We start from the raw sequence: 24718 nt of genomic DNA, 5'->3' as shown, positions 1-24718 counted from the left end.
TGCCCGGCCGATGCTGATCTTCCGCCTCGTCTTCGGCCTGCTGCTGCTGGCCGGGCTGCTGTGCTTCGCGATGTACATCGCCACCGGCCAGGCCGGCTGGCGGCGGCGCGGCATCGTCATCGTCAAGTGGACGGTGCTGGCGGCGATCGGCTTTTTCGCCGTGCTGATCCTCGAACGCCTGGCGCTGATGCTGTAGCCGCCGGCGCGGCGGTTATCCTGCGCGCGCCATGAACGTCGAGTCCTTCTTCGGCCTGGCGCGCGAGCCCTTCTCGATCGCGCCCGACCCGCGTTTCCTCTTTCCCAGCGAACAGCACCGCGAGGCGCTGGAGCTGCTGAACTACGGCCTGGCGCGCGGCGCGAGTTTCGTGCTGCTGACCGGCGAGATCGGCGCCGGCAAGACCACCGTCTGGCGCACCTTCCTCGAGCAGCTGCCGTCCAACGTCGACGTCGCCAGCGTCGTCAACCCGAGGCTGGGCGTGGACGCGCTGATCGCGCGGGTCTTCGAGGACCTGCGCGTCGAGCTGCCGCCCGCCGACGGCCCGGTGGACATGATCGACGCGCTGCATGGCCACCTGCTGCTGGCGCACGCGCAGGGGCGGCGCACGCTGATCGTCATCGACGAGGCGCAGGCGCTGTCGCACGAGGTGCTCGAGCAGCTGCGCCTGCTGACCAACCTGGACTCCAGCGGGCGCAAGCTGCAGGTACTGCTGATCGGCCAGCCCGAGCTGCGCGAGATGCTGACGCGGCCCGATCTGGAGCCGCTGGCGCAGCGCATCGTCGTGCGCTTTCACCTCGGCGCGCTGTCGGAGACCCAGACCGCGGCCTACATCGAGCACCGCCTGGCCGTCGCCGGCTACGAAGGCACGATGCCTTTCGACGGCGAGTCGCTGGGCCTGGTGCAGCGTTTCAGCGGCGGCGTGCCGCGGCGCATCAACGTGCTCTGCGACCGCGCGCTGGCTGTCGCCGCGCAGACCGGAACACGCCGCATCGGCCGCGAGATCCTGGAGCGCGCCGCGCACGACGTCGCCGGGCCGCCGGTGCTGCCGGCCTCGCGTGCCGCTTCGTCCCCCGCGGCCGCGCCGGCACCCGCACCGGCGGGCGGCACGGCGACGATGTGGGCTTTCGGCGCCGGCGTGGCCGCGGCGCTGGCCGGCGGGCTGCTGCTGGCGCCGGCCTGGCGCGACACGGCCCCGGTGGCCAGGCCGGCCGTGGCCGCGGCGCCGGCACCGGCCTCGGCCCCGGCCGCGCCGGTGGCTGTCGCGGCGGCCTCGGAGGCTTCCGCGCCCGAGGCCGCGGCTTCCGCCGAGGCGGCCGCCGAGCCGCCTCTCGCCGCGGCGATCTCGGCCGAGGCCTGGTTCACGCCGCTGGCCGCCGACGAGGCCCTCGCCTGGCGCGCGCTGGCTCGGCTGTGGGGTGCCGCGCCGGCGGCCGGCGAGCCCTGTGCGGCGCTGGCGGCCTCGGGGCTGTCGTGCTGGAGCGGGCGGGTCGGCCTGGCGACGCTGCGCCAGCTCGACCGTCCCGGCCTGCTGCGCCTGGTCGACGAACGCGGGCGCAGCGCGCAGGTGATGCTCGTCGGCCTGGGCGAGGACACGGCGACGCTGCAGCTGGGTGAACAACGCGAGCGTGTGCCGCTGCTGGCGCTGGCGCGCTGGTGGCGCGGCGACTTCGCCACGCTGTGGAAGCCGCCGGCGGCGACCGACACGCTGGCGCGCCGGCTGCACGCGCTGGACGGCGAAGCGGCCGAGGACAGCGACGCCGCCTCGATCGCGCGCCGCGTGTCCAACTTCCAGCGTGCACGCGGTCTCACGGTCGACGGCATCGCCGGGCCGCAGACGCAGATGCTGCTCGCGCGTGCCGAACGCGGCGGCGAGCCGCGGCTGGGCGACTGAATCAGCCGTTCAGCGCGGCGGCCAGGAACTGCAGCGCGCGGCCATGGGCCAGCGCCGCGGCACGCGGCTCGTAACTCTCGCGCGCCCAGCAGTTGAAGCCATGCGGTGTGCCGGGGTAGACCTGGACCTCGGCTGCGGCGTGCCCGGCGAAGGCGCTGCGCACCGCGTCGACCGCCGGCGGCGGGATGTAGGCGTCGTCGCCGGCGTAGTGGAACTGGATCGGCACCTTGACCTGCGGCGCCAGCGCCAGGTGGTCCTGGATGCGGCCGCCGTAGTAGGCCACCGCGGCATCGGCGCCGGCGGTCGCGGCGGCGAAGAAGGCCAGGCGGCCGCCCATGCAGAAGCCGAGCGCGCCGCAGCGCTGTCCCGCGGCCTCGGGCAGCGCACGGGCGGCAGCCACCGCCGCGGCGACGTCGGCCAGCTGCTGCTCGTGCGTGTAGGCCTGGTGCAGTGCCATGCCCTGGGCGTGGTCGTCGCCGGAGTAGGCGAGCTCGATGCGCGGCGCGCTGCGGTGGAACAGGTCCGGCGCGAGCACGACGAACCCGTCCAGCGCCCATTGGCGCGCGACGGCGCGGATGTGCGTGTTGACGCCGAAGATCTCCTGGAACAGCACGATCGCCGGGCCGCGGCCCGAGGGCGGCAGCGCCAGGTAGCCGGCAAAGCCGGGCGTGATGTCGAGCCAGCGCGTGGCGACGGGGTCTTCGGCGGTGTTCGGGATCATCGGCTTCTCCGTGGCGGTGCGGCGCGGTAGGCGCGGCCGCGGCGGTACTGGGCGTGGGCGCGGCGCGCCAAGGGCGTGGCTTCGGCCAGCGCCGCCAGCGTGCCGCCGGCGTGGGCGTGTGCGATCGCCAGCCCCAGCGCGTCGGCGGCGTCCTTGCCGGGCACGCCGGGCAGCGCGAGCAGGCGCCGCACCATCTCCTGGATCTGCGCCTTGGCCGCCAGGCCGTGGCCGGTGACCGCCTTCTTCATCTGCACCGCGGTGTACTCGGCCACCGGCAGCCCGGCCGAGACCAGCGCCGCCAGCGCGGCGCCGCGTGCCTGGCCCAGCAGCAGCGTGCTCTGCGGGTTGACGTTGACGAAGACGATCTCGGCCGATGCGGCGGCGGGCTCGTAGCGCGAGACGACCTCGGCGACGCCCTCGAAGATGATCTTCAGCCGCAGCGGCAGGTCGCCGCGCGGCGCCTCGGCGGTGTCGATGACGCCGCTGGCGACGTAGGCCAGCCGCGGGCCGTCGGTGTCGATGACGCCGAAGCCGGTGCGTTGGAGACCGGGGTCGATTCCGAGGATGCGCATGAGGCGGGCGGCCGCCGGGCGGCGGCGCGGCCCGCAGTATCTCAGACGGCCTCAGCGTGCCGTGGCCTGGACGACGAGGCGGTTGTCGACACGCAGCACACCCTCGGGCGCACCGGCCAGCGCCGTCGCACGCTCGCGCGCGACCTCGTCGGGCGCCGGACCTTGCAGACGCACGACGCCGGCGTCGGTGTCGACGTCGATGCGCAGCGCGCTCAGCCCGGGGTCGGTGGCGAGCGCGGCCTTGACCGCGGTCGTGATGCGCGCGTCGGCCACCGCGTCGGCCGCGCGTCCGGTCGCGTTCTCCGCCGCGCCCTGGGCCGCGACCGCGCCTTCGCGTGCGTCCTGGCGGATCTCGGCCGTGCCACCGCGCAGCCCGTCCGCGGCGGCGCTGAGCGTGGCGTCCAGGCGCTGGCCCAGCGTGCGCGAGTCGTAGTGGTTGGAGACCAGCAGCGCGCCGACGGCGGCGCCCACCAGCGCCGCGGCCAGCAGGCCGGGCCAGCGGCGGCGGCGCACCGGCGCCACGCGCTGATGTCTCAGCGCCTCGGCGTCGGCACGGGCGCGTGCCGCCTCGGCTTCAGCGCGTGCGGCGTCGCGTCGCAGCGCCGCGGCTTCGGTGTCGTTCAGGGTGGTGCTCATCGCGGCTCCTGTCGCAAACCCGGTCGGGCGAGCCCCGATCGTGGCCGCCGCAGCGGCCGCGGCCCATCAGCCGAGGAGCGGGCGGCGCGTCCGCCGCGCTGCGTGTCACGATGTCGGCGCCGTCCTACGCGCCGGGTGGCGGCGGCTCGATAGACTGGCGCGAACAGGCCGCAGTGACGGCCACCCGCCTTCACCGCCGCACCCCCCATGTCCTTGATCAGAGCCTTCGTCGTCGAGGACAGCCCCGTCATCCGCGAGAACCTGATCTCGGCGCTGGAGGACCTGGTGCCCCTGCGCGTCGTCGGCTGGGCCGACGACGAGGCCGGTGCGCTGCGCTGGCTGGCCGATCCGGCCAACGGCTGCGACCTGGCGATCCTCGACATCTTCCTGCGTGCCGGCTCGGGCACCGGCATCCTGCGTGCGCTGCGCGACACCGGCAACCCGCTGCAGCGCGTGGTGCTGACGAACTATGCCTCGCCGGAACTGGCGCGCCAGTGCCTGGAACTGGGTGCGGCCCGGGTGTTCGACAAGTCGCGCGACATCGACGCGCTGATCAACTTCTGCGCCGCGCTCTCGGCGCCGGCCTGATCACTGGATCAGGCCGTTCTTCAGCGCGTAGTAGGTCAGGTCGCTGTTGCTCGCGAGCTTGAGCTTCTCCAGCACCCGCGTGCGGTAGGTGCTGACCGTCTTGACGCTGAGGAACATGCTCTCGGCGATGTGCCCCACCGTCTCGCCCTTGGCCAGGCGCAGGAAGACCTGCAGCTCGCGTTCGGACAGCGACTCGTGCGGCAGCTTGTCCAGGCCGCCGGCCATCGTGTCGGCCAGCAGCTCGGCCACCTGGCTGGTGATGTAGCGCCGGCCGCGGGCGACGGTGCGGATCGCCTTGACGATCTCCTCCGGGTCGCATTCCTTGTTCAGGTAGCCGCTGGCGCCCTGGCGCAGCAGCGTCGTCGCGTAATGCGTCTCGGGGAAGCCGCTGAGGATCAGGATCGGCAGTTCGGCGGCGCGGGCGCGGATCGCGGCCAGCGCGTCGACGCCGCTCTGGCCGGGCATCGACAGGTCCATCAGCAGCACGTCGACCTCGCCGCGGCGCACGAGCTCAAGGGCCTCGGTACCGTTGGCGGCCTCGCCGGTGACACGCAGGTCCACCTGCTCGGAGAGGAACTGGCGCAGCCCGGTGCGCACGATGGCGTGGTCGTCGACGATGCCCACCCGGATGATCAACGGCTTCTCCTCGGTCGCGGCCGGCGGCCCAGCCCCGGCGCAGTGTAGCGAGCGTCAAATCCCGGATCCAGCCGGGGTCGGAAGCCGCTGGCGCGCCGGGTCGGAGCCGTCCGACGGAGGGCGGCGCCGGCGGCCGACGGTGCTGCGCCCGCGTGGCGACGAAGCTGGATGCAAGGAGAGATCGCCATGAAGCCCCGCACTGCTATCCCCAGCGCACTCGTCCCGGGCATCGCCGTCGCGGCGCTGGTGACCGCCTGCGCCAGCGCGACCCCGGGCGCGACCCGCTCCGTCTACACCGAACGTGGCCCCGACGGCCGGCCGGTCGAGGTGACCGTCGTCTTCGACGCCGCGGGCCGCGTCGTACGGGCCGAGTCCGAGCGGCTCGCCACCGCGGCGCGTTAAGCGCGGAACTGGAAGTACCAGCGCACCGAGTGGAAGAACACCGGTGCCGCGAAACACAGCGGCGCGACGCGGTCGAGCAGGCCCACGGCACCGGTGATCGCGCTGCGGTTGCCCCAGGACGGCACGCCGGCGTCCTTCTTCAGCGCCTTCATGACGAACTCGCCGAAGGTGCCGGCGCCGGCGGCGATGAACCCCATCGCCAGCGCCTGACCGGCCTTGAACGGCGTCGCCCAGTACATGGCCGCGCCGACGATGGCGGCGGTGGTCGCGCCGATCGCCCAGGCGCGGTAGGAGAACGATCGGTCGATGTGGCGCGCCACCGGGCGGCGGCGCAGCCAGCGTGCCACGCCTTCCTGCGTGCGCTGCGCGGTGGCGGCGACGATGACGAGGAACAGCACGAGGAAGGCGCCGCGTCCCTGGTAGTTCTTGAACTCCAGCAGCAGCAGCGCCGGCGCGTGGCTCAGGCCGTAGACGCAGACCATCACCCCCCACTGGATCTTCGCGTTGCGCTCCAGGAAACGCTCGGGATCGCCCGACAGCGCGCTGATCACCGGGATCGCGAGGAAGACGTAGACCGGGATGAAGACGGTGAACAGGTCGAAGGTGCGAAAGCCCACCAGCAGGTACTGCACCGGCAGCACGACGAAGAAGGCCAGGATCAGGCTGCGGTGGTCGCTGCGCCGGGTGTGCGCGATGGTGATGAACTCGCGCAGCGCGAAGAACGAGAACACCGCGAACAGCAGCGTCGCGCCGAGCGGCCCCGAGACCCAGGCGAGCCAGAAGACGATCGCACCGGCCCAGATCGCGCGCAGCTCGGACTTCACGCGCTGGTGCCAGTGGCTGCCTTCCTGGTCGGAGCGGCGCAGCATCACCAGGCCCGAGATCGCGCTGACGACGATCAGCGCGCCGAAAAGGATGACGAACAGCAGGCCGACCTGCTGGTCCACGGTGAGCGCGCGCAGGTGTCCCATCTCAGCTCAGGTGCGGGCGCAGTGCGACCACCGCCTCGCGCGCACGGTCGAGGAAGGCGCGTTTGTCCTCGCCGGGTTCGAGCTGGATCGGCGCGCCGAAGGTCACGGTGCACAGGATCGGCACCGGCACCACCTCGCCCTTGGGCATCACGCGCTGCACGTTGTCGATCCAGGCGGGGATCAGCTGCACGTTCGGGAACTGTTCGGCAAGGTGGTAGAGCCCGGTCTTGAACGGCTGCGGCAGCCCTTTGTTGCTGCGCGTGCCCTCGGGGAAGATGACCAGCGAGTCACCGGCGTCGAGCACCTCGACCAGCGGCTCCAGCGGATCCTGGTCCTCGCTGCGCTGGCGGCTGACGTAGACGGCGTGGAACACCTCGCGCGTCAGCCAGGCCTTGAACTTCGACGAGGTCCAGTAGTCGCGCGCCGCGATCGGCCGCGTCGTCGCACGCAGGTCGCTGGGCAGCGCCGCCCAGATCAGCATCCAGTCGAGGTGGCTCTGGTGGTTGGCGAAGTAGATGCGCTGCTCCGCCTTCGGCGGGCAGCCTTTCCAGTGCCCCTGGGCGCCGGTGATCAGCCGCACGATCGCCGTCAGCAGCAAGCCCATCAGGTCGGCTTTCGAAGCCATGGCGGGATGCTAGCGGTGCAGGAGGCCCGGTGCCGCGAACGGGCGCATCGCGGCAGCACGTGTAAAGGTCATGGTGGTCAGGCGATAAGCCATCCGCATGGTCCCCCCGGGGACAGACCGCCGCAGGCGGTCAGGGGGAGCAGCGCCTCCGGAGCGGGCCGAACCCGATCCGGGTCTCCCGGTCGGGTTCGGAGCCCCCTCGGGGGGCGGCCGCCAGGCGGCCGGGGGCTCCACTCAATGCCGGAAGTGGCGCGTGCCCGTGAGCACCATCGCGATGCCACGTTCGTTCGCAGCATCGATGACCTCCTGGTCGCGCATCGAGCCGCCCGGCTGGATGACGCAGGTGGCGCCGGCGTCGACGACGACGTCCAGGCCGTCGCGGAACGGGAAGAAGGCGTCGCTGGCCACGGCCGAACCGTGCAGCGTCAGCCCGGCGTTGCCGGCCTTGATGCCGGCGATGCGCGCGCTGTCGATGCGGCTCATCTGGCCGGCGCCGACACCCAGCGTCATGCCGCCGCCGCAGAAGACGATGGCGTTGCTCTTGACGAACTTGGCGACCTTCCAGGCGAACAGCAGGTCCTCCATCTGCTCGGCCGTGGGCGCCAGCGTCGTCACGACACGCAGCTCGCCCGGCTCGACGTTCTTCGCGTCCTGGCTCTGCAGCAGCACGCCGCCGCCGACGCGCTTGAAGTCCAGCGTGTTCATCGCCCGCGCCAGCGGCACCTCCAGCAGGCGCACGTTCTGCTTGCCGGCGAAGACTGCGCGTGCTTCGGCGCTGATCTTCGGCGCGATCAGCACCTCGACGAACTGCTTGACGACCAACTGCGCGGCGGCCTCGTCGAGCTCGCGGTTGAAGGCGATGATGCCGCCGAAGGCCGAGGTCGGGTCGGTCTTGAAGGCCTTGGCGTAGGCCTCGGCGCAGTCGGCGCCGACGGCCACGCCGCAGGGGTTGGCGTGCTTGACGATGACGCAGGCCGGCACCTCGAAGGTCTTCACGCACTCCCAGGCGGCGTCGGAGTCGGCGATGTTGTTGTAGCTGAGTTCCTTGCCCTGCAGCTGCGTCCAGCCCGACAGCGTGCCGTCGGCCGGCCGGGCGTCGCGGTAGAAGGCGGCGCTCTGGTGCGGGTTCTCGCCGTAACGCAGGGCCTGGGTCTTGGTGAGCTGCAGGTTGAAGACCGCCGGGTACTCGGCCTTCGCCGGCACGGCCTCCAGCGCGTCCTCGACGCCGGGCTCCAGCGCCGTCAGGTAGTTGGTGATCATGCCGTCGTAGGCCGCGGTGTGCGCGTAGACCTTCTTGGCGAGCATGAAGCGCGTGGCGCGCGTCGTCGCGCCGGCGGCCAGTTCGGCCAGCACGCGTTCGTAGTCGGCCGGGTCGATGACGACGGCGACGTCGGTCCAGTTCTTGGCCGCAGCGCGCAGCATTGCCGGGCCGCCGATGTCGATGTTCTCGATCGCGTCGGCCAGCGTGCAGTCGGCCTTGGCCGTGGCCTGCGCGAAGGGGTAGAGGTTGACGACCAGCAGGTCGATCGTGCCGATGCCGTGTTCGGCCAGCGCCGCCATGTGCGCCGGGACGTCGCGGCGCGCCAGCAGGCCGCCGTGGATGCGCGGGTGCAGCGTCTTCACGCGGCCGTCGAGCATCTCCGGAAAGCCGGTGACCTCGGCCACCTCGGTGACCGGCAGGCCGGATTCGGCGAGCAGCCTGGCGGTGCCGCCGGTGGACAGCAGCTTGACGCCCAGCCCGTGCAGCGCACGGGCGAAGTCGACGATGCCGGTCTTGTCGGATACGGAGAGGAGGGCGGTGGTCATCGGTGGTCTCAGATCAGCTTGTGTTCGAGGAGTTTGCGGCGCAGCGTGTTGCGGTTGATGCCCAGCCACTCGGCGGCCTTGCTCTGGTTGCCGGCGGCGTGCTGCATCACGACGTCGAGCATCGGCTTCTCGACGGCGGCCAGCACCATCGCGTGGATGTCGTGCGGCTCGGTCCCTTTGAGGTCCTTGAAGTACTGCTCGAGCGTCGCGCGGACGCACTCGTCGATGTGTTTCTTGCTCATGCGCTTCTGACGACCAGGTCGTCGTTGGCGGCTGTCGCGCAGGGCAGCTGCGGGTGGTGTTCGGCCAGTTCGGAGAAGAAGCCGTCGACGGCGCGCCACTGCGCGCCGGCTTCGGCGATGGTGTTCATCGCGGCGCGGAAGTCCTCGCCGCCGGGCAGGCCGCGCACGGCCCAGCCGATGTGCTTGCGCGCGCTGCGCACGCCGGCGTGCTCGCCGTACAGCGCGTAGTGCTCCTCGAGGTGTTCGAGCAGCCAGCCGCGCACCTCGTGCGTGGCCGGCGGCGCCAGCAGCGTGCCGGTGGCCAGGTAGTGCGCGATCTCGCGGAAGATCCACGGCCGGCCCTGCGCGGCGCGGCCGATCATCAGCGCGTCGGCGCCGGTGCGTGCGAGCACCGCGGCGGCCTTGGCCGGCGAGTCGATGTCGCCGTTGGCGACGACGGGAATGGCGAGCGCGGCCTTCACCGCGGCGATCGTGTCGTACTCGGCCTGGCCCTGATAGCCCTGTTCGCGGGTGCGCCCATGAACCGTGACCATCGCGATGCCGGCGGCCTCGGCGGCACGCGCCAGGCGCAGCGCGTTGCGTTCGCCAGCGCACCATCCGGTGCGCATCTTCAGCGTCACCGGCACGCCGCGCGGCGCGCAGGCGCCGACGACGGCCTCGACGATCGAGATCGCCAGCGCCTCGTCCTGCATCAGCGCCGAGCCCGCCCACTTGTTGCAGACCTTCTTGGCCGGGCAGCCCATGTTGATGTCGACGATCTGCGCCCCGCGGTCGACCTCGTGGCGCGCGGCGTCGGCCATCATCGCCGGCTCGGTGCCGGCGATCTGCACCGCGATCGGCGCCACCTCGCCGGTGTGGTCGGCGCGGCGCGAGGTCTTGCGCGAGTCGCGCAGGTCCGGCCGCGACGTGATCATCTCGCTCACGGCGTAGCCAGCGCCCAGGCGCTTGCACAGCTTGCGGAACGCCCGGTCGGTCACCCCGGCCATCGGGGCGACGAACAGGCGATTCGGCAGCTCGAAAGCGCCGAGTCTCATCATGGGGGGTGCTGAAAAAGGAGGCAGGAGTATACCGGCCGGCACCGGGGGCACCGGGCCGGCCCGCAGGGCGGCGGATAATCATTGCCGAGATGGAAGCATGGTTCTCCGCGCTGCTGGCGGCGCTGGCGCTGCCGCAGTACGGCCTGTCGACGGTCTTCGTCGTCGCCCTGGTGTCGGCCACGCTGCTGCCGATGGGCAGCGAGCCCGCGGTCTTCGGCCTCGTCAAGCTCGACCCCTCGCTGTTCTGGCCCGCGATCCTCGTGGCCACCGCCGGCAACACCGTTGGCGGCGCGATCACCTGGTGGATGGGCTACGGCAGCGAAGTCGCCTACGAACACGCGACGCACCGCCGGCCCAGCGAGGCGCGGCCGCTGCAGTGGCTGCGCCGCTTCGGCGCCAAGGCCTGCCTGCTGTCGTGGCTGCCGGTCGTCGGCGACCCGCTGTGCGCGGTGGCCGGCTGGCTGAAGCTGCCGTTCTGGCCCTGCGTGGCCTACATGGCCGTCGGCAAGTTCCTGCGCTACCTCGTGATGACCGCCGGGCTGGTCTGGGCCTTCCCGGGCCAGCTCTCCTATTGACCGCGGGCGGCGAAAATCGCGGCCCGCCCCGTTTCCTCGACTCCGCATGACCGCCACGCCCGCCTACGACGCGCTCGCCGCCACCTGGACCCGTTTGCACCGCCTGGGCCACCTGCAATCCATCGCCAGCTGGGACCAGTCGGCCAACATGCCGCCCAAGGGCAACGAGGCGCGTGCCGAGGCGATGGCCGAGATGGCGGCGCTGCTGCACGGCCTGGTCACCGACCCGGCGCTGGCCACGCGCCTGCAAGCCGCCGAGGCCGAGCCGCTGGACGAGGCGCGCCGCGCCAACCTGCGCGAAATGCGCCGCCAGTGGCGCGCCGCCAACGTGCTGCCGACCGATCTCGTCGAGCGCCAGCAGATGGCCACCGCGCGCTGCGAGCACGCCTGGCGCACGCAGCGCCCGGCCAACGACTGGGCCGGCCTGGTGCCGAACCTGAAGGAGGTCGTCGCGCTGGCGCGCGAGGAGGCCTCGCGCCTGGCCGACGACCTGGGCGTGTCGCGCTACGAGGCGCTGATGGACCGCTACGAGCCCGGGCTGACGACGGCCCAGGTCGACCGTGTCTTCGGCGAGCTGCGCCAGTGGCTGCCGGGGCTGATCCGCCAGGTCGTCGAGCGCCAGTCGCGCGAGACCGTGCGGGTGCCCGAAGGCCCGTTCCCGCGCGACGCCCAGCGCCGGCTGTGCGAGGAGACGATGCGCCTGCTGGGCTTCGACTTCGACGCCGGCCGGCTGGACGTCAGCACGCACCCGTTCTGCGGCGGCGTGCCCGAGGACGTGCGGCTGACGACGCGTTTCCGCGACGACGAGTTCCTCGGCAGCCTGATGGGCACGATCCACGAGACCGGCCACGCGCGCTACGAGCAGAACCTGCCGCGCGAATGGCTGGGCCAGCCGCTGGCGCAGGCCCGTTCGATGGCCATCCACGAGAGCCAGTCGCTCGCCTTCGAGATGCAGCTCGGCTGCCACCCCGGTTTCGTCGCCGGCCTGGCGCCGCGCATCGCCGCGGCCTTCGGCGATCAGCCGGCCTTCGCGCCGGCCAACCTGCAGAGGCTGCTGACGCGCGTGAAGCCGGGTTTCATCCGCGTCGACGCCGACGAGGTCAGCTACCCGGCGCACGTGATCCTGCGCTACGAGATCGAGCGCCCGCTGGTCGAAGGCGAGATCGAGGTCGAGGACATCCCGGCGCTGTGGGACGCCAAGATGGCCGAGCTGCTGGGCGTGGACACGCGCGGCAACTTCAAGGACGGGGCTATGCAGGACGTGCACTGGCCGCTGGGGCTGATCGGCTACTTCCCCTGCTACTCGCTGGGCGCGATGTACGCCGCGCAGTGGTTCGCGGCGATGCGCCGTGCGATGCCCGACCTGGACCAGCGCATCGCCGCCGGCGAGCTGGCGCCGGTCTTCGACTGGCTGCGCGACAACATCTGGACCCAGGCCAGCCGCTGGGGCACCGACGAACTGGCACTGCGCGCCAGCGGCGAGACGCTGAACCCGGCGCACTTCCGCGCCCACCTCGAGGCGCGTTACCTGGGCTGACTCAGCGCGCGGCGGCCAGCCGGCGCTCGAGCTCGTCGAGCACCTCGTCGAGCCGCCGCATCGCCTTCGCGGTGGCGCCGCGTGCCGGGCGCTGGCGGCGTTTCAGCGGGATCAGCCGCCGCGTCTCGTCGTCGAGCGCGGCGTCGTCCAGGCGGATGCCGTGCGCGGCCAGCCGCGGCGCCAGCGTCTCGCGGCGCGCACGCAGGTCGGCCCGCGTCTGCTGGTAGGCGTGTTCGGCCATCGCCCGGCGCTGCGAGTAGCCGAAGGTGTTGGCCAGGAACATCTCCGGGTCGCGCTGGTCGGGCTCGAAGAGCACGATCTCGGTGTCCGGGTGGGTCTGCTCGTAGCCGCGCAGGCCGAGCTCCAGCCGCGAGTGGATCAGCGTGCGGAAGGTCTGGCTCAGCACCACCGGCAGGCCGCCGTCGGCCAGCCGCGGAATGCGCTGGCCGGCGCGGGCGTTGGGTGTCGCGTGGCGTCCGAGGTGGCCCGACTCGAAGGGCACCAGCGGGTTCAGGCACAGCACCAGGTCCATGTCCAGGTCGAGCAGCACGCGCGCGTGCAGCGTCTTCTTCAGCGCGCCGTCGACGTAGCAGCGGCCGTCGATGGGCACCGGCGGGAACAGCCCCGGCAGCGCCGCGCTGGCGGCCACCGCGCGCGAGATCGGCACGTGTTCCCAGCCCGGCCGGCCGAACGGCGCCGACTGGCCGCTGTCGAGGTCGGTGGCGACGATGACCAGCGGCCGCGCGACCTGGCGGAAGTCGTTGCTGCGCCCCGGCGCCGACAGCATGCGCGCGACCTGGCGCTCCAGCGCCTCGTGGCCGAACAGCCCGGCCGGCAGCGCGCGGCCCAGGCGTTCGAGCGCCGTCAGCAGCGAGCGGCGCTCGAAGGCGTAGTCCCAGGCGGCGTGCGCCACCAGCGCCGGCAGCATCGCCAGCCGGCGGCCGTACTCGCGCCAGGCCGGCTGCACGAACAGCCCCGGGTGGATGACGTCGTCGCCCGGCCCCTGGTTGATGATGAACGAGGTGCAGAGCTCGCGCGGCGTGATGCCGTTGGCCAGCCCCGCGGCGATGAAGCCGCCGGCGGAGACGCCGACGTAGCCGTCCAGCCGCGTGAAGTCGACGCCGACGAAGGACTCGTCGAGCGCGCACAGCGCGCCGATCTCGTAGATCGCGCCCAGCGGGCCGCCGCCGGCCAGGGCGAGGCCGATGCGCTTGGAGTCGGGTGTCGTCATCGCTTGCCGGGGCGATGCGGCCCGTGGCGGGCCCTCGCCCCGCTCCGTTCAGAGGTGGTGATCAGGCGGTCTTGGGACGGCGCACGCGCTTCTTCGCCGGGGCCGGCGCCTCGGCGGGCGCTTCGGTGGCGGCCGGCGCTGCCGGGGCTTGGGCCACCGGCGCGGGCCTGGCGGCGGCTTTGCGCGCGGTCTTGCGCGGTGCGGGGGCGGCCTTGGCCGGGGCCGTGGCGGTGTTCAGGCGTTCGACCGCGGCGGCCAGCGCGTCGACCCGCTCGACCAGCGCCTGCACGTCCTTGGCCGTCGGCACGCCCAGGCGCGACAAGGCCTTGGCGGTGCGCTGCTCGAAGATCGCCTCGAGCTTGTCCCAGTTCTGCCCGGCGCGTGCGGTGACGCTGCCCGCCATCGCGCTCATGCGGTCGGTGACCTCGCCCAGCTTCTCCTCGGCCACGGCCTGGGTCTTGCGCTGCAGGTGCACGCCTTCCTTGACCAGGGCGTCGAAGACGCGGCCGCCTTCTTCCTGCGCCTTGGCGAAGGCGCCCATGCCGGCGAGCCAGATCTGCTGCGCCGAGTCGCGCACCGCGCCGGCCATCGCCTTGTCCGTGCGCTCGGCCGCGGCCGTCTTGCGCGCGGCGGGCCTCGCCGCCTTCTTCGTCGCGGCCTTGGGTGCCGTCGGGGCCTTCTTCGTTGCCATCGTCGCTCCTCGTCGTTCGTGCTGCCCTGCTTGCATCTTGGATGCAGGGCGGGCGGCCTGCATCCGTTAACTCTAGTGAGACGGCTCTATCCGTGCCGGCGCACCGCCGCGGCACTGTACGCCGGCGCGCTCGTGCCTGGCCGGCGGGGTGGCCGGCGGCGCCCGGGGCGCGTCCCTACAATGCCGGCCACCCCTGTTCTGCCGACGGAAAGCCGCCCGATGTCCACCGCCGAGACCCCCACCGACCACATCACGCCGCGCGAGAAGGCCGAGATCCTGGCGCAGGCGCTGCCCTACATCCGCAAGTACCACGGCAAGACGCTGGTCATCAAGTACGGCGGCAACGCGATGACCGACCCGGCGCTGCAGCAGGACTTCGCCGAGGACATCGTGCTGCTGAAGCTGGTCGGCATGAACCCGATCGTCGTGCACGGCGGCGGCCCGCAGATCGACGAGGCGCTGTCGCGCCTGGGCAAGAAGGGCACCTTCATCCAGGGCATGCGCGTCACCGACGAGGAGACGATGGAAGTCGTCGAGTGGGTGCTCGGCGGCGAGGTGCAGCAGGACATCGTCGGCCTGATCAACGCCGCCGGCGGCAAGGCCGTGGGCCTGACCGGCCGCGACGGCGGCATGATCCGCGCGCGCAAGCTGAAGATGCTCGACAAGAACGACCCGTCGATCGAGCACGACGTCGGCCAGGTCGGCGAGATCACCGCCATCGACCCTTCGGTCGTGCAGGCGCTGCAGGACGACCAGTTCATCCCGGTCATCAGCCCGATCGGCTTCGGCGAGAAGAACGAGAGCTACAACATCAACGCCGACCTCGTCGCCAGCAAGCTGGCCACGGTGCTGAAGGCCGAGAAGCTGATGCTGCTGACGAACACGCCGGGCGTGCTCGACAAGAACGGCACGCTCTTGACCGACCTGACGGCGCGCGAGATCGACGGCCTGTTCGAGGACGGCACGATCAGCGGCGGCATGCTGCCCAAGATCGCCGGCGCGCTGGACGCCGCCAAGAGCGGCGTCAACGCGGTGCACATCATCGACGGCCGCGTGCCGCACGCGACGCTGCTGGAGATCCTGACCGAGCAGGCCTTCGGCACGATGATCCGCAGTCATTGAGCGGCGCCGCGCACGACCGGGTCTGGCTGTTCGACCTGGACAACACGCTGCACGACGCGTCGCACGCCGCGTTCGGCCAGTTGAACGTCGGCATGACCGACTACATCGAGCGCGAGCTGGGGTTGAGCCGAGCCGAGGCCGACGCGCTGCGCCGGCGCTACTGGCTGCGCTACGGCGCGACGCTGCTCGGGCTGATGCGCCACCACGGCGTGGACGCCGCGCACTTCCTCGAACAGACCCACGTGCTGCCCGGGCTGGAGGAGCGTGTGCGTGGCCACGCCCACGACTTCGCGGCGCTCGCCCGGCTGCCCGGGCGCAAGCTGCTGCTGACCAATGCGCCGGCGCGCTACACGCAGCGTGTGCTCGGCGTGCTGGGCATCGCGCACCTGTTCGAGCAGGTGATCCCGATCGAGGACATGCGTGTCTTCGGCCAGCTGCGGCCCAAGCCCGACACGCGCATGCTGCGCCGCGTCGCGGCGCGGCTGAAGGTGCCGCCCTGGCGCTGCATCCTCGTCGAGGACACGCTGGGCCACCTGAAGGCCGCACGCTCGGTGGGCATGGGCACGGTCTGGATGCAGCGTTTCGCGCGCCGCACGCGTGTCGCGATGCCGGTGGCCTCGCGCATGACGCTGGCGCCGCCCTATGTCGACCGCAGGATCGTGCGGCTGTCCACGCTGCTGCGGGGATGACGGCAGGCGGCCATATGCCAGAATCCCAAAGCCCCCTCCCGCCCGAACGACATCCCCTTCTCGCCGCCCGCATGGAAGACCAGAGCGCCCACGCCGACCCGCTGGCCCCGGCGGCGGTCTCCGAGCCGGCGACGCCGGCGCTTGCCACCGCCACCCCGGCGCGCAAACGCCCGCGCCCGGGCGAGCGCCGCGTGCAGATCCTGCAGACGCTGGCGCAGATGCTCGAGCAGCCGGGTGCCGAGCGCATCACGACGGCGGCGCTGGCGGCCAAGCTCGAGGTCAGCGAAGCGGCGCTGTACCGCCACTTCGCGAGCAAGGCGCAGATGTTCGAGGGGCTGATCGAGTTCATCGAGTCCAGCGTCTTCACGCTGGTCAACCAGATCGCCGAACGCGAGCCCTCGGGCGCGGCGCAGGCCCAGCGCATCGTCGCCGTGCTGCTGCAGTTCGGCGAGAAGAACCCGGGCATGACGCGGGTGATGGTCGGTGACGCGCTGGTCTTCGAGCACGAGCGCCTGGCCGCGCGCATGAACCAGTTCTTCGACCGGCTGGAGTCGCAGCTGCGTCAGAGCCTGCGTGCCGCGGCCGACGAACGCGGCTCGACGACGCCCACCGTCGACGCCAACGCCGTCGCCTCGGCGCTGGTCGCCTTCGCGGTCGGCCGCCTGCACCGCTACGCACGCTCGGGTTTCCGCCGTTCGCCGACGGAGCTGCTCGAGCCGGCGCTGCAACGCCTCGTCGCCTGAGACGGCGGTGGTCCAGATCGAGGTCGCCGGGCAGGCGCTCGTCCTGCTGCCCGAACGTGCCGCCTTCCTGCCGGCCGAGAACGCGCTGCTCGTCGCCGACGCCCACCTGGGCAAGGCGCAGAGCTTCCGCAGCCTGGGCGTGCCGGTGCCCGCTGGCACCACGAGCCAGACGCTGGAGGCGCTGGACGCCGCGCTGGCGCGCACCGGCGCCGGCCAGGTGATCTTCCTCGGCGACCTGATCCACTCCTCGCGTTCGCGCACGCCGGGCACGGCCCAGGCCGTGGCGCGCTGGCGCGCGCGGCACCCCGGCCTGGCGCTGACGCTGGTGCGCGGCAACCACGACCGCCACGCCGGCGACCCGCCGCCGGACTGGGGCATCGACTGCGTCGACGGTCCGCTGCGCTTCGGCGCGCTGGCGCTGGCGCACGAACCCGAACCGATCGCCGGCGCCTACGTCATCGGCGGCCACCTGCACCCCGCGGCGTCGCTGGGCGGCCCGGCGCACGACCGGCTGCGGTTGCCCTGTTTCCACTTCGGGCCCGAGGCCGGCGTGCTGCCGGCTTTCGGCGCCTTCACCGGCTGCGCCACCGTCGAGCACCGCCCGGGCGACCGCACCTGGGTCGTCGTCGACGACGTGCTGCGCCCCCTACACTCGGTTTCATGATCCCGACGTCTTCCTTGGAGGCGCTGCTCGCACGCGCCGAATCGCTGCTCGCGCGGCTGGAGTCGGTGCTGCCGCACCCGCCGGCCGCACCCGACTGGGCCGCCTCGCCCGCCTTGCGCTACCGCCGCCGCGGCAACGCCGGCGTGCTTGAACCGGTGCGCCACGTCGCGACGATCCGCCTCGCCGACCTGAAGGAGATCGACGCGCAGAAGGAACGCCTGGTGCGCAACACCGAGCAGTTCGTCGCCGGCCGTGGCGCCAACAACGTGCTGCTGACCGGCGCGCGCGGCACGGGCAAGAGCTCGCTGATCAAGGCCTGCCTGAACGAGTACGCGCCGCGTGGGCTGCGCCTGATCGAGGTCGACAAGGCCGACCTCGTGGACCTGCCCGACATCGTCGACCTCGTCGCCGACCGGCCCGAGCGTTTCGTCGTCTTCTGCGACGACCTCAGCTTCGATGAGGGCGAGCCCGGCTACAAGGCGCTGAAGAGCATGCTCGACGGCTCGGTGGCGCAGACCGCCGACAACGTGCTGATCTACGCCACCAGCAACCGGCGCCACCTGCTGCCGGAGTACATGCGCGAGAACCTCAGCTACACCCACACCGACGACGGCGAGGTGCACCCGGGCGAGGTCGTCGAGGAGAAGATCTCGCTGTCCGAGCGTTTCGGGCTGTGGATCAGCTTCTACCCGTTCAGCCAGAACGAGTACCTGGCGATCGTCGCGCAGTGGCTGCGCGCCTTCGGCGTCGGCGAGGAGGCGATCGCCGCGGCGCGCCAGGAGTCGCTGGTCTGGGCGCTGGAGCGCGGCTCGCGCTCGGGGCGTGTCGCGCAGCAGTTCGCACGCGACTTCGCCGGGAGGCTGGGCGATGGCTGAGGCGACGGAGCGCACGCCGGTGGACGTGGCGGTCGGGGTTCTCGTGGCCCCCGACGGCCGCTTCCTGCTGACCAGCCGCCCCGAAGGCAAGGTCTACGCCGGCCACTGGGAGTTCCCGGGCGGCAAGCTGGAGGCCGGCGAGACGGTCGAAGAGGCGCTGCGGCGCGAGCTGCACGAGGAGCTCGGCATCACGATCGGCCCGGCCGAGCCCTGGAAGATCGAGCTGATGGACTACCCGCACGCCCGCGTGCGGCTGCACTTCTGCAAGGTCTACGCCTGGCAAGGCGAGTTCGAGATGCGCGAGCGCCAGCAGATGGCCTGGCAGACGCTGCCCGTCGAGGTGGTGCCGGTGCTGCCGGGCACGGTGCCGGTGCTCGCCTGGTTCGCCGAGGAACGGGGATTCACCGGCGCGACGCACACGGCTGCGTAAACTGCCCCCCATGGACTGGCTCGACAGCGTGAAGTGGGGCGATGACGGCCTGGTGCCGGCGATCGCCCAGGAAGCGACCACCGGCGACGTGCTGATGGTCGCGTGGATGAACCGCGAGGCCCTGGCCGAGACCGCGCGCCGCGGCGAGGCGGTCTACTGGAGCCGCTCGCGCCAGCGCCTCTGGCACAAGGGCGAGGAATCGGGCCACGTGCAGACCGTGCACGAGCTGCGCCTGGACTGCGATGCCGACGTGATCCTGATGAAAGTCACGCAGACCGGGCATGAACCGGGCATCGCCTGCCACACCGGTCGGCACAGCTGCTTCTTCCGGCGTTACGAGGGTGGGGCCTGGCAGACGGTGGAGCCGGTGCTGAAGGACCCCGAGAGCATCTACAAATGAACGATTCCGTTTCCGCGTCGCCGGCCGGCGGCGACGACACGCTGGCGCGGCTGGCCGACGTCATCGACTCGCGCCACGGCGGCGACCCCGACAAGAGCTACGTCGCGCGCCTGTTCCACAAGGGCACCGACGCGATCCTGAAGAAGGTCGGCGAGGAGGCCACCGAGGTCGTGATGGCGGCCAAGGACGGCGTGCCCGAGCGCCTGGTCGGCGAAGTGGCCGACCTGTGGTTCCACAGCCTGGTTGCGCTGTCGCACTTCGGGCTGCGGCCCGAGCAGGTGCTGGCGGAACTGCGGCGCCGCGAAGGACTCTCCGGACTGGAGGAGTTCGCGCTGCGCAAGGTCCGCCAGCGCGAGAACTCCGAAGGAGGATGACGATGACGAACGATGTCGTGGCCAACGCCGAGCGCGAGGCCTCGCTGAAGACGCTGGGGCACGTGAGCTACCTGCTGCACGCGATCGTCGCGGTCAGCGCGGTCGTGCCCGGCATCCAGGCGAGCATCGTGCTGCTGCTGATCGCCTTCGTCATCGACCTCGTCAAACGCGGCGATGCGCTGGGGTCCTGGCAGGAGTCGCACTTCCGCTGGCGCATCCGCAGCGTGATCTTCGCCGGGCTGGCCTACCTGCTGACGATCCCGCTGTGGCTGCTGTTCGTCTTGCCGGGCTGGATCGCCTGGATGCTGATCTCGATCTGGTTCCTCTACCGCATCGTCCGCGGCTGGAGCGCCCTCAATTCCAACCAGGCCCTCCCGGCATGAAGCACGACCCGAACTGCATCTTCTGCAAGATCGCCGCCGGCCAGATCCCGGCGAAGAAGGCCTACGAGGACGAGGAACTGCTCGTCTTCCACGACATCAACCCCTGGGCGCCGGTGCACCTGCTGGTGATCCCCAAGCAGCACGTCGCGACGCTGGCCGACACCGGCCCGGAGCACGAGGCGCTGCTGGGCCGCATGCTGGCGCTGGCCCCCAAGCTGATGCGCGAGCAGGGCGTGACCAATGGCTTCCGTGTCGTCGTCAACAACGGGCCCGACGGCGGGCAGGAGGTCTACCACCTGCACATGCACGTGATGGGCGGCCCGCGGCCCTGGGCCAAGGGCTGACCTCACCGCCCCCGGGGTGCCCGGCGCACTCGCCATAGAATTTACGGTTCCTCCAAAGGAGTTAAGACATGGGTTCCTTCAGCATCTGGCACTGGCTCATCGTGCTGCTGGTCGTGGTGTTGATCTTCGGCACGAAGAAGCTGAAGAACATCGGCGCCGACCTCGGTGGCGCCGTCAAGGGCTTCAAGGACGGCGTCAAGGGCGCCAACGAAGCCGAAGACACGCCGCCGGCGCCGCCGCAACAGGTGACGACGGCCCAGCGCAACGACGCCAACACCGTCGACGTCGACGCCAAGACCAAGCACTGATCCCGTGCTCGACTTCGGTTTCGACAAGATCGCGCTGATCGGTGCGGTCGCGCTGATCGTCATCGGGCCCGAAAAGCTGCCCAAGGTGGCGCGCACGCTCGGACATCTGTTCGGCAAGGCGCAGCGCTACGTCGCCGACGTCAAGGCCGAGGTCAACCGCTCGATCGAGCTCGACGAGCTGCGCAAGATGAAAGACCAGTTCCAGGACGCCGCGCGCGACGTCAGTCAGAGCGTGCAGCGCGAGGTGCAGGCCGCGAGCAGCGCCGTCGAGTCCGAGTGGCGCGAGGCGGCCGACGCCTATGCCGGCGGCACCCCGTCGGGTGCGTCCGAGGCGCTGTCGACGCCGGTGCCCGAGTACCGGCCGCCGAAGAAGAACTGGCGCCTCAAGCGCGGCGCCACGCCGCTCTGGTACAAGCAGCGCCACGGCGTGCGCACGCGGGCCCAGTCGGGCGCGGCGCGTGTCGCGCGCTTCCGTCCGCCCGGCATCGGGCCGCGTCGATGAGCGCGCCGGACCCGAAGGACGACGAACTCGCCGGCACCGAAGCCCCGTTCGTCTCCCACCTGATCGAACTGCGCGACCGGCTGATCCGGGCGCTGATCGCCGTCGGCGTCGCCTTCGCCGTGCTCGCGTTCTGGCCCGGGCCCTCGGCGCTTTACGACCTGCTGGCCGCGCCGCTGGTCGCGCACCTGCCCAAGGGCGCGACGCTGATCGCGACCAACGTCATCTCGCCGATCCTGGTGCCGCTGAAGATCACGCTGATGGCTGCGCTGATGGTGGCGCTGCCGGTCGTGCTCTACCAGGTCTGGGCCTTCGTCGCGCCGGGGCTGTATTCGCACGAGAAGAAGCTGGTGCTGCCGCTGGTTGTCAGCAGCACGGTGCTGTTCATCGTCGGCGTGGCCTTCTGCTACTTCATCGTCATCCCGGGGATGTCGAAGTTCATCCAGGCCTTCGCGCCGAGTGCGATCACCGCGGCTCCGGACATCGAGGAGTACTTCGGCTTCGTGCTGACGCTGTTCCTGGTCTTCGGCGTGGCGTTCGAGGTGCCGGTGGCGGTGGTCGTGCTGGCGCGAATCGGCATCGTCACGATTGCCCAGCTGCGCAAGGCGCGTGGCTACTTCATCGTCGGCGCGTTCATCGTCGCCGCGGTGGTGACGCCGCCGGACGTGATCTCGCAGCTGGCGCTGGCGATCCCGATGATCGTGCTCTACGAGGCCGGCATCATCGCCGCGCAACTCTTCATCAGGCACACCAAGGCGCCCGAAGACGCCGCCGAGGGCCGCGGCGAGGCCGGCTGACGCCGGCGCGTCTCAGCGCGGCGTGCGCCGCATCGCCGCCGGCCGCTCGCCGATCACCAGCCGCACCTCCAGCGCACGTTCACCGCGCTGCACGCCGATCACGGCTTCGGTGCGCGGCCTGAGCGCCGCCACCGCCGACATCAGCTCGGTCGTGTTGGCGACTTCGGTCTCGCCGATGCGCGTGACGACGTCGCCCGGGCGCAGCCCGCCGCGGCTGGCCGGCCCGTCCTGCAGCACGCCGGTGATCAGCACGCCGTTGTTCACCGGCAGGCCCAGGCTCCTGGCGATCTCGGGCGTCAGGTCGCGCGGCTCGACGCCGATCCAGCCGCGTGTCACGCGGCCTTCGCGCACGATCGACTCCATCACCTGGCGCGCGATGTCCACCGGGATCGCGAAGCCGATGCCCATGCTGCCGCCGCTGCGCGAGAAGATCGCGGTGTTGATGCCGATCAGATTGCCGGCCGCGTCGACCAGCGCGCCGCCCGAGTTGCCGGGGTTGATCGCGGCGTCGGTCTGGATGAAGTTCTCGAAGGTCGACAGGCCGAGCTGGTTGCGTCCCAGGGCGCTGACGATGCCCGCGGTGACGGTCTGGCCTACGTTGAACGGGTTGCCGATGGCCAGCACGACGTCGCCGACCTGCAGCGAGAGCGCGTCGCCGAAGGCGACGATCGGCAGCTTGTCCAGGTCGATCTTCAGCACCGCGAGGTCGGTCTCGGGGTCGGCGCCGATGACACGCGCACGCACCTGGCGGCCGTCGGCGAGCTGGACCTCGATCTCGTCGGCGCCCTCGATGACGTGGTTGTTCGTCAGCAGGTAGCCCTCGGGCGAGACGATGACGCCCGAGCCCAGGCCGGTCTGCGCCTGCCGGCTCGCCGCCTCGTCGCCGAAGAAGAAACGAAAGCGCGGGTCGTCGGCATGCGGGCTGCGGCGCGCCATCTTGGTCGCGACGATGCTGACGACAGCCGGCGTCGCGCGCCGCGCCGCGGCGCTGTAGCCTCCGGCGTGCACGCCGCTGGCGGCACCGGCCACCGGCAGCGTGGCCTGCACGATGGTCGCGCCGGGCAGCACCGGGCCGCGTGGCAGCCACTCCGGCTTGAGCGTCTCGACGACGAAGAGTCCGCCCAGCGCGACGGTGACCGCCTGCGAGAATACGAGCCAGGTTCTGCGCAACATGGACGAGAAGGAGACGGCGCCGGTGGCCGAGCTGAAAGAGATCGACGCCTTCCTCAAAGGGCTGCTGAAGCCCGAGGCGTTCCGGGATTATGGGCCGAACGGCCTGCAGGTCGAGGGCAGGGCCGAGGTGCGCCGCATCGTCTCGGGCGTCACCGCCTGCCGCGAGTTCATCGACGCCGGCATCGCCGCCGGGGCCGACCTGCTGTTCGTGCACCACGGCCTGTTCTGGCGCGGCCAGGACGGGCGGCTGACCGGCTGGCTGGGCGAACGTGTGCGCCGGCTGATGAAACACGACCTGAGCCTCGTCGCCTACCACCTGCCGCTGGACGCGCACGCCGAGCTCGGCAACAACGCTCAGCTCGGTCTCCGGCTGGGCCTGCTGGCCGACGCACGCTTCGGCGAGCAGGACATCGGTTTCATCGGCCCGGCCGCCGGCACCGGCGACGCGGCGGCGCTGGCCGCGCGTGTCGAGCTGGCGCTGGCACGCCGGCCGCTGCTGCTGCCCGGCGACGGCCGGCCGCTGCGGCGCATCGCCTGGTGCAGCGGCGGTGCCCAGGGCTACTTCGAGGCCGCGATCGCCGCTGGCGCCGACGCCTTCCTGAGCGGCGAGGTCTCGGAGCAGCAGGCGCATCTGGCGCGCGAGACCGGTGTCGCCTTCCTGGCCTGCGGCCACCACGCGAGCGAACGCTACGGCGCTCCGGCCGCCGCGGCCGCGGTGGCGGCGCACTTCGGCATCGAGCACCGCTTCATCGAGATCGACAACCCGGTATGAACACGCCGCTGCTGGTCACGATGGGCGACGCCGCCGGCGTCGGCCCGGAGATCATCGCCGCCGCCTTCCGCCAGGGCGAGGCCGCAGGCTGCGTCGTCGTCGGCGACCCGGCGGTGCTGCGCCGCGCCGGTGCCGGCATGGTGGCCGTGATCGACTCGCCGGCCGACCTGGCCGCGGTGCCACCGGGCTGCCTGCCGGTGCTGGTGCCGCCCGGGCTGCCCGAAGGCCTGGTGGCGCTGCCCTGGGGACGCGTCGACGGGCGCGCCGGAGCGGCTGCGGCGGCCTGCATCGAGGAGGCGGTGCGCCGCGTGCGCGCCGGCGAGGCCTCGGCCATCGTCACCGCGCCGATCCACAAGGAGGCGCTGGCCGCCGCCGGCGTGCCGTTTCCGGGCCACACCGAGATGCTGCAGGCGCTGGCCGCCGACAGCGGCGAGCTGCCGCCGGTGCGCATGATGCTGGCCAACGAGGAGCTGCGTGTGGTGCTGGTGACGATCCACGTCGCGCTGCGCCAGGCGATCGAGCTCGTCACCCATGAGGCCGTGCTGCGAACGCTGCGCATCGCGCACTCGGCCGCCGCCGCCTGGGGTCAGGCGCGGCCCCGCATCGCGGTGGCCGGGCTGAATCCGCACGCCGGCGAAGGCGGGCTCTTCGGCCGCGAGGAGATCGAGATCATCGCCCCGGCCGTCGAGGCCGCGCGCGCCGAGGGCATCGACGCGCAAGGCCCGTTCCCGCCGGACACCGTGTTCATGCGCGCGCGCCGCGGCGCCTTCGACCTGGTCGTCGCGATGACCCACGACCACGGCCTGATCCCGGTGAAGTACCTGGGCGTCGAGCAGGGCGTCAACGTGACGCTGGGCCTGCCCTTCGTGCGCACCAGCCCCGACCACGGCACCGCGTTCGACATCGCGGGGCAGGGCGCGGCCGATCCGTCCAGCCTGGTGGCGGCCATCGGCTGGGCGCGTGCGGCGGTGGCCGCGCGCGCCTGA

General features: G+C 72.0%; 33 protein-coding genes. 21 read left to right on the top strand and 12 right to left on the bottom strand.

The window, feature by feature from the left end; all coding sequences use genetic code 11:
• The first annotated feature begins 10 nt into the window (after window positions 1-10).
• Both EV684_RS16080 and EV684_RS16075 read left to right on the top strand, forming a co-directional pair.
• Window positions 11-196: a hypothetical protein gene (locus tag EV684_RS16080; RefSeq protein ID WP_014427223.1), complete on the top strand. Its 186-nt coding sequence runs from the start codon at window positions 11-13 to the stop codon at window positions 194-196.
• Between the two features lie 31 nt (window positions 197-227).
• Window positions 228-1889 carry an ExeA family protein gene (locus tag EV684_RS16075; protein WP_132648299.1) on the top strand — a complete coding sequence of 554 codons (1662 nt, stop codon included), beginning with the start codon at window positions 228-230 and terminating at the stop codon, window positions 1887-1889.
• Between the two features lies 1 nt (window position 1890).
• On the opposite strand, the gene EV684_RS16070 is transcribed toward EV684_RS16075, so the two are convergent.
• The 3 genes from EV684_RS16070 to EV684_RS16060 are packed head-to-tail and all read right to left on the bottom strand — an operon-like array spanning window position 1891 to window position 3818.
• Window positions 1891-2610, bottom strand: coding sequence for a dienelactone hydrolase family protein (locus EV684_RS16070; protein WP_132648298.1), 720 nt, complete (start codon window positions 2608-2610; stop codon window positions 1891-1893).
• Window positions 2607-3182: a crossover junction endodeoxyribonuclease RuvC gene (gene ruvC / locus EV684_RS16065; RefSeq protein WP_132648297.1), complete on the bottom strand. Its 576-nt coding sequence runs from the start codon at window positions 3180-3182 to the stop codon at window positions 2607-2609. The genes EV684_RS16070 and ruvC overlap by 4 nt, the downstream gene beginning before the upstream one ends.
• Before the next feature lie 51 nt (window positions 3183-3233).
• A complete protein-coding gene (locus EV684_RS16060; RefSeq protein WP_132648296.1) occupies window positions 3234-3818 on the bottom strand; it encodes a BON domain-containing protein in 585 nt (194 codons plus the stop codon).
• Window positions 3819-4025: 207 nt separating this feature from the next.
• On the opposite strand from EV684_RS16060, the gene EV684_RS16055 reads away from it, so the two are divergent.
• Complete coding sequence (locus tag EV684_RS16055; RefSeq protein WP_165908509.1) at window positions 4026-4406, top strand: response regulator; 381 nt, start codon at window positions 4026-4028, stop codon at window positions 4404-4406.
• On the opposite strand, the gene EV684_RS16050 is transcribed toward EV684_RS16055, so the two are convergent.
• Window positions 4407-5039, bottom strand: a complete 633-nt coding sequence (locus EV684_RS16050; protein WP_132648417.1) for a response regulator — start codon at window positions 5037-5039, stop codon at window positions 4407-4409. It lies immediately after the preceding gene.
• A 189-nt stretch (window positions 5040-5228) separates the two neighbouring features.
• Between EV684_RS16050 and EV684_RS16045 the strand changes: the two genes are divergently transcribed.
• Entirely contained in the window at window positions 5229-5444 is a 216-nt protein-coding gene (locus tag EV684_RS16045; protein WP_132648295.1) for a hypothetical protein, read from the top strand.
• Here the strand turns inward: EV684_RS16045 and EV684_RS16040 are convergent.
• The 5 genes from EV684_RS16040 to dusB form a co-directional block, all read right to left on the bottom strand.
• A complete protein-coding gene (locus EV684_RS16040) occupies window positions 5441-6415 on the bottom strand; it encodes a phosphatidate cytidylyltransferase (protein WP_132648294.1) in 975 nt (324 codons plus the stop codon). The two genes, EV684_RS16045 and EV684_RS16040, sit on opposite strands and share 4 nt — an antisense overlap.
• Window position 6416: 1 nt before the next feature.
• A complete protein-coding gene (locus EV684_RS16035; RefSeq protein WP_132648293.1) occupies window positions 6417-7040 on the bottom strand; it encodes a lysophospholipid acyltransferase family protein in 624 nt (207 codons plus the stop codon).
• A gap of 234 nt (window positions 7041-7274) precedes the next feature.
• The gene (purH, locus tag EV684_RS16030; protein WP_132648292.1) at window positions 7275-8846 is read right to left on the bottom strand and encodes a bifunctional phosphoribosylaminoimidazolecarboxamide formyltransferase/IMP cyclohydrolase; all 1572 of its coding nucleotides are present in this window, start codon (window positions 8844-8846) and stop codon (window positions 7275-7277) included.
• A gap of 8 nt (window positions 8847-8854) precedes the next feature.
• Window positions 8855-9088, bottom strand: a complete 234-nt coding sequence (locus EV684_RS16025) for a Fis family transcriptional regulator (RefSeq protein ID WP_132648291.1) — start codon at window positions 9086-9088, stop codon at window positions 8855-8857.
• On the bottom strand, window positions 9085-10122 hold the full coding sequence (gene dusB / locus EV684_RS16020; RefSeq protein ID WP_132648416.1) for a tRNA dihydrouridine synthase DusB: 1038 nt from the start codon (window positions 10120-10122) through the stop codon (window positions 9085-9087). The genes EV684_RS16025 and dusB overlap by 4 nt, the downstream gene beginning before the upstream one ends.
• A 92-nt stretch (window positions 10123-10214) precedes the next feature.
• On the opposite strand from dusB, the gene EV684_RS16015 reads away from it, so the two are divergent.
• Entirely contained in the window at window positions 10215-10700 is a 486-nt protein-coding gene (locus tag EV684_RS16015) for a YqaA family protein (RefSeq protein WP_132648290.1), read from the top strand.
• 46 nt (window positions 10701-10746) lie between these two features.
• The gene (locus EV684_RS16010; protein WP_132648289.1) at window positions 10747-12237 is read left to right on the top strand and encodes a carboxypeptidase M32; all 1491 of its coding nucleotides are present in this window, start codon (window positions 10747-10749) and stop codon (window positions 12235-12237) included.
• A gap of 1 nt (window position 12238) precedes the next feature.
• Here EV684_RS16010 and EV684_RS16005 read toward each other — a convergent pair whose 3' ends face one another.
• Together EV684_RS16005 and EV684_RS16000 are read right to left on the bottom strand one after the other, a co-directional pair.
• Complete coding sequence (locus tag EV684_RS16005) at window positions 12239-13468, bottom strand: patatin-like phospholipase family protein (protein ID WP_132648288.1); 1230 nt, start codon at window positions 13466-13468, stop codon at window positions 12239-12241.
• Window positions 13469-13529: 61 nt separating this feature from the next.
• Window positions 13530-14159, bottom strand: coding sequence for a phasin family protein (locus tag EV684_RS16000; protein WP_132648287.1), 630 nt, complete (start codon window positions 14157-14159; stop codon window positions 13530-13532).
• A 219-nt stretch (window positions 14160-14378) separates the two neighbouring features.
• On the opposite strand from EV684_RS16000, the gene argB reads away from it, so the two are divergent.
• From argB to tatC, 13 genes are all read left to right on the top strand, one after another.
• A complete protein-coding gene (gene argB / locus EV684_RS15995) occupies window positions 14379-15281 on the top strand; it encodes an acetylglutamate kinase (RefSeq protein WP_132648286.1) in 903 nt (300 codons plus the stop codon).
• Window positions 15278-15970, top strand: a complete 693-nt coding sequence (locus EV684_RS15990) for a pyrimidine 5'-nucleotidase (RefSeq protein WP_132648285.1) — start codon at window positions 15278-15280, stop codon at window positions 15968-15970. Before argB ends, EV684_RS15990 begins: the two co-directional genes overlap by 4 nt.
• 71 nt (window positions 15971-16041) lie before the next feature.
• The gene (gene slmA / locus EV684_RS15985) at window positions 16042-16713 is read left to right on the top strand and encodes a nucleoid occlusion factor SlmA (RefSeq protein ID WP_132648284.1); all 672 of its coding nucleotides are present in this window, start codon (window positions 16042-16044) and stop codon (window positions 16711-16713) included.
• 7 nt (window positions 16714-16720) lie between these two features.
• A complete protein-coding gene (gene pdeM / locus EV684_RS15980; RefSeq protein ID WP_132648283.1) occupies window positions 16721-17377 on the top strand; it encodes a ligase-associated DNA damage response endonuclease PdeM in 657 nt (218 codons plus the stop codon).
• The gene (locus tag EV684_RS15975; RefSeq protein ID WP_132648282.1) at window positions 17374-18252 is read left to right on the top strand and encodes an ATP-binding protein; all 879 of its coding nucleotides are present in this window, start codon (window positions 17374-17376) and stop codon (window positions 18250-18252) included. Before pdeM ends, EV684_RS15975 begins: the two co-directional genes overlap by 4 nt.
• On the top strand, window positions 18245-18682 hold the full coding sequence (locus EV684_RS15970) for an NUDIX domain-containing protein (RefSeq protein WP_132648281.1): 438 nt from the start codon (window positions 18245-18247) through the stop codon (window positions 18680-18682). The genes EV684_RS15975 and EV684_RS15970 overlap by 8 nt, the downstream gene beginning before the upstream one ends.
• 10 nt (window positions 18683-18692) lie before the next feature.
• Window positions 18693-19082, top strand: coding sequence for a phosphoribosyl-AMP cyclohydrolase (gene hisI, locus EV684_RS15965; RefSeq protein WP_132648280.1), 390 nt, complete (start codon window positions 18693-18695; stop codon window positions 19080-19082).
• Entirely contained in the window at window positions 19079-19456 is a 378-nt protein-coding gene (locus tag EV684_RS15960; RefSeq protein ID WP_132648279.1) for a phosphoribosyl-ATP diphosphatase, read from the top strand. The genes hisI and EV684_RS15960 overlap by 4 nt, the downstream gene beginning before the upstream one ends.
• A 2-nt stretch (window positions 19457-19458) precedes the next feature.
• Complete coding sequence (locus tag EV684_RS15955; protein ID WP_132648278.1) at window positions 19459-19839, top strand: DUF4870 family protein; 381 nt, start codon at window positions 19459-19461, stop codon at window positions 19837-19839.
• On the top strand, window positions 19836-20183 hold the full coding sequence (locus EV684_RS15950; RefSeq protein ID WP_132648277.1) for a histidine triad nucleotide-binding protein: 348 nt from the start codon (window positions 19836-19838) through the stop codon (window positions 20181-20183). Before EV684_RS15955 ends, EV684_RS15950 begins: the two co-directional genes overlap by 4 nt.
• A 68-nt stretch (window positions 20184-20251) precedes the next feature.
• Window positions 20252-20491, top strand: a complete 240-nt coding sequence (gene tatA / locus EV684_RS15945; RefSeq protein WP_009856608.1) for a Sec-independent protein translocase subunit TatA — start codon at window positions 20252-20254, stop codon at window positions 20489-20491.
• Window positions 20492-20495: 4 nt separating this feature from the next.
• Entirely contained in the window at window positions 20496-20993 is a 498-nt protein-coding gene (gene tatB / locus EV684_RS15940; protein ID WP_132648276.1) for a Sec-independent protein translocase protein TatB, read from the top strand.
• Window positions 20990-21787, top strand: coding sequence for a twin-arginine translocase subunit TatC (gene tatC / locus EV684_RS15935; protein ID WP_132648275.1), 798 nt, complete (start codon window positions 20990-20992; stop codon window positions 21785-21787). Before tatB ends, tatC begins: the two co-directional genes overlap by 4 nt.
• 12 nt (window positions 21788-21799) lie before the next feature.
• Here tatC and EV684_RS15930 read toward each other — a convergent pair whose 3' ends face one another.
• Window positions 21800-22960: a S1C family serine protease gene (locus EV684_RS15930; RefSeq protein WP_200222336.1), complete on the bottom strand. Its 1161-nt coding sequence runs from the start codon at window positions 22958-22960 to the stop codon at window positions 21800-21802.
• Here EV684_RS15930 and EV684_RS15925 point away from each other — a divergent pair.
• Both EV684_RS15925 and pdxA read left to right on the top strand, forming a co-directional pair.
• On the top strand, window positions 22959-23732 hold the full coding sequence (locus EV684_RS15925) for a Nif3-like dinuclear metal center hexameric protein (protein ID WP_132648274.1): 774 nt from the start codon (window positions 22959-22961) through the stop codon (window positions 23730-23732). The genes EV684_RS15930 and EV684_RS15925 overlap by 2 nt on opposite strands.
• Window positions 23729-24718, top strand: a complete 990-nt coding sequence (gene pdxA / locus EV684_RS15920; protein WP_132648273.1) for a 4-hydroxythreonine-4-phosphate dehydrogenase PdxA — start codon at window positions 23729-23731, stop codon at window positions 24716-24718. Before EV684_RS15925 ends, pdxA begins: the two co-directional genes overlap by 4 nt.

This window comes from Rubrivivax gelatinosus (assembly GCF_004340905.1).
Taxonomy (GTDB): domain Bacteria; phylum Pseudomonadota; class Gammaproteobacteria; order Burkholderiales; family Burkholderiaceae_C; genus Rubrivivax; species Rubrivivax gelatinosus.
Note: the sequence above shows the minus strand (reverse complement) of the source record. Positions and strands in the feature narration are given on the sequence as shown.

Bases quoted from the DNA above. Each gene is read 5' to 3' on its own strand.
- EV684_RS16080 (WP_014427223.1), top strand. From the start codon at position 11: ATGCTGATCTTCCGCCTCGTCTTCGGCCTGCTGCTGCTGGCCGGGCTG.
- EV684_RS16075 (WP_132648299.1), top strand. From the start codon at position 228: ATGAACGTCGAGTCCTTCTTCGGCCTGGCGCGCGAGCCCTTCTCGATC.
- EV684_RS16070 (WP_132648298.1), bottom strand. From the start codon at position 2,610: ATGATCCCGAACACCGCCGAAGACCCCGTCGCCACGCGCTGGCTCGAC.
- ruvC (WP_132648297.1), bottom strand. From the start codon at position 3,182: ATGCGCATCCTCGGAATCGACCCCGGTCTCCAACGCACCGGCTTCGGC.
- EV684_RS16060 (WP_132648296.1), bottom strand. From the start codon at position 3,818: ATGAGCACCACCCTGAACGACACCGAAGCCGCGGCGCTGCGACGCGAC.
- EV684_RS16055 (WP_165908509.1), top strand. From the start codon at position 4,026: ATGTCCTTGATCAGAGCCTTCGTCGTCGAGGACAGCCCCGTCATCCGC.
- EV684_RS16045 (WP_132648295.1), top strand. From the start codon at position 5,229: ATGAAGCCCCGCACTGCTATCCCCAGCGCACTCGTCCCGGGCATCGCC.
- EV684_RS16040 (WP_132648294.1), bottom strand. From the start codon at position 6,415: ATGGGACACCTGCGCGCGCTCACCGTGGACCAGCAGGTCGGCCTGCTG.
- EV684_RS16035 (WP_132648293.1), bottom strand. From the start codon at position 7,040: ATGGCTTCGAAAGCCGACCTGATGGGCTTGCTGCTGACGGCGATCGTG.
- purH (WP_132648292.1), bottom strand. From the start codon at position 8,846: ATGACCACCGCCCTCCTCTCCGTATCCGACAAGACCGGCATCGTCGAC.
- EV684_RS16025 (WP_132648291.1), bottom strand. From the start codon at position 9,088: ATGAGCAAGAAACACATCGACGAGTGCGTCCGCGCGACGCTCGAGCAG.
- dusB (WP_132648416.1), bottom strand. From the start codon at position 10,122: ATGAGACTCGGCGCTTTCGAGCTGCCGAATCGCCTGTTCGTCGCCCCG.
- EV684_RS16015 (WP_132648290.1), top strand. From the start codon at position 10,215: ATGGAAGCATGGTTCTCCGCGCTGCTGGCGGCGCTGGCGCTGCCGCAG.
- EV684_RS16010 (WP_132648289.1), top strand. From the start codon at position 10,747: ATGACCGCCACGCCCGCCTACGACGCGCTCGCCGCCACCTGGACCCGT.
- EV684_RS16005 (WP_132648288.1), bottom strand. From the start codon at position 13,468: ATGACGACACCCGACTCCAAGCGCATCGGCCTCGCCCTGGCCGGCGGC.
- EV684_RS16000 (WP_132648287.1), bottom strand. From the start codon at position 14,159: ATGGCAACGAAGAAGGCCCCGACGGCACCCAAGGCCGCGACGAAGAAG.
- argB (WP_132648286.1), top strand. From the start codon at position 14,379: ATGTCCACCGCCGAGACCCCCACCGACCACATCACGCCGCGCGAGAAG.
- slmA (WP_132648284.1), top strand. From the start codon at position 16,042: ATGGAAGACCAGAGCGCCCACGCCGACCCGCTGGCCCCGGCGGCGGTC.
- EV684_RS15975 (WP_132648282.1), top strand. From the start codon at position 17,374: ATGATCCCGACGTCTTCCTTGGAGGCGCTGCTCGCACGCGCCGAATCG.
- EV684_RS15970 (WP_132648281.1), top strand. From the start codon at position 18,245: ATGGCTGAGGCGACGGAGCGCACGCCGGTGGACGTGGCGGTCGGGGTT.
- hisI (WP_132648280.1), top strand. From the start codon at position 18,693: ATGGACTGGCTCGACAGCGTGAAGTGGGGCGATGACGGCCTGGTGCCG.
- EV684_RS15960 (WP_132648279.1), top strand. From the start codon at position 19,079: ATGAACGATTCCGTTTCCGCGTCGCCGGCCGGCGGCGACGACACGCTG.
- EV684_RS15955 (WP_132648278.1), top strand. From the start codon at position 19,459: ATGACGAACGATGTCGTGGCCAACGCCGAGCGCGAGGCCTCGCTGAAG.
- EV684_RS15950 (WP_132648277.1), top strand. From the start codon at position 19,836: ATGAAGCACGACCCGAACTGCATCTTCTGCAAGATCGCCGCCGGCCAG.
- tatA (WP_009856608.1), top strand. From the start codon at position 20,252: ATGGGTTCCTTCAGCATCTGGCACTGGCTCATCGTGCTGCTGGTCGTG.
- tatC (WP_132648275.1), top strand. From the start codon at position 20,990: ATGAGCGCGCCGGACCCGAAGGACGACGAACTCGCCGGCACCGAAGCC.
- EV684_RS15925 (WP_132648274.1), top strand. From the start codon at position 22,959: ATGGACGAGAAGGAGACGGCGCCGGTGGCCGAGCTGAAAGAGATCGAC.
- EV684_RS15930 (WP_200222336.1), bottom strand. From the start codon at position 22,960: ATGTTGCGCAGAACCTGGCTCGTATTCTCGCAGGCGGTCACCGTCGCG.
- pdxA (WP_132648273.1), top strand. From the start codon at position 23,729: ATGAACACGCCGCTGCTGGTCACGATGGGCGACGCCGCCGGCGTCGGC.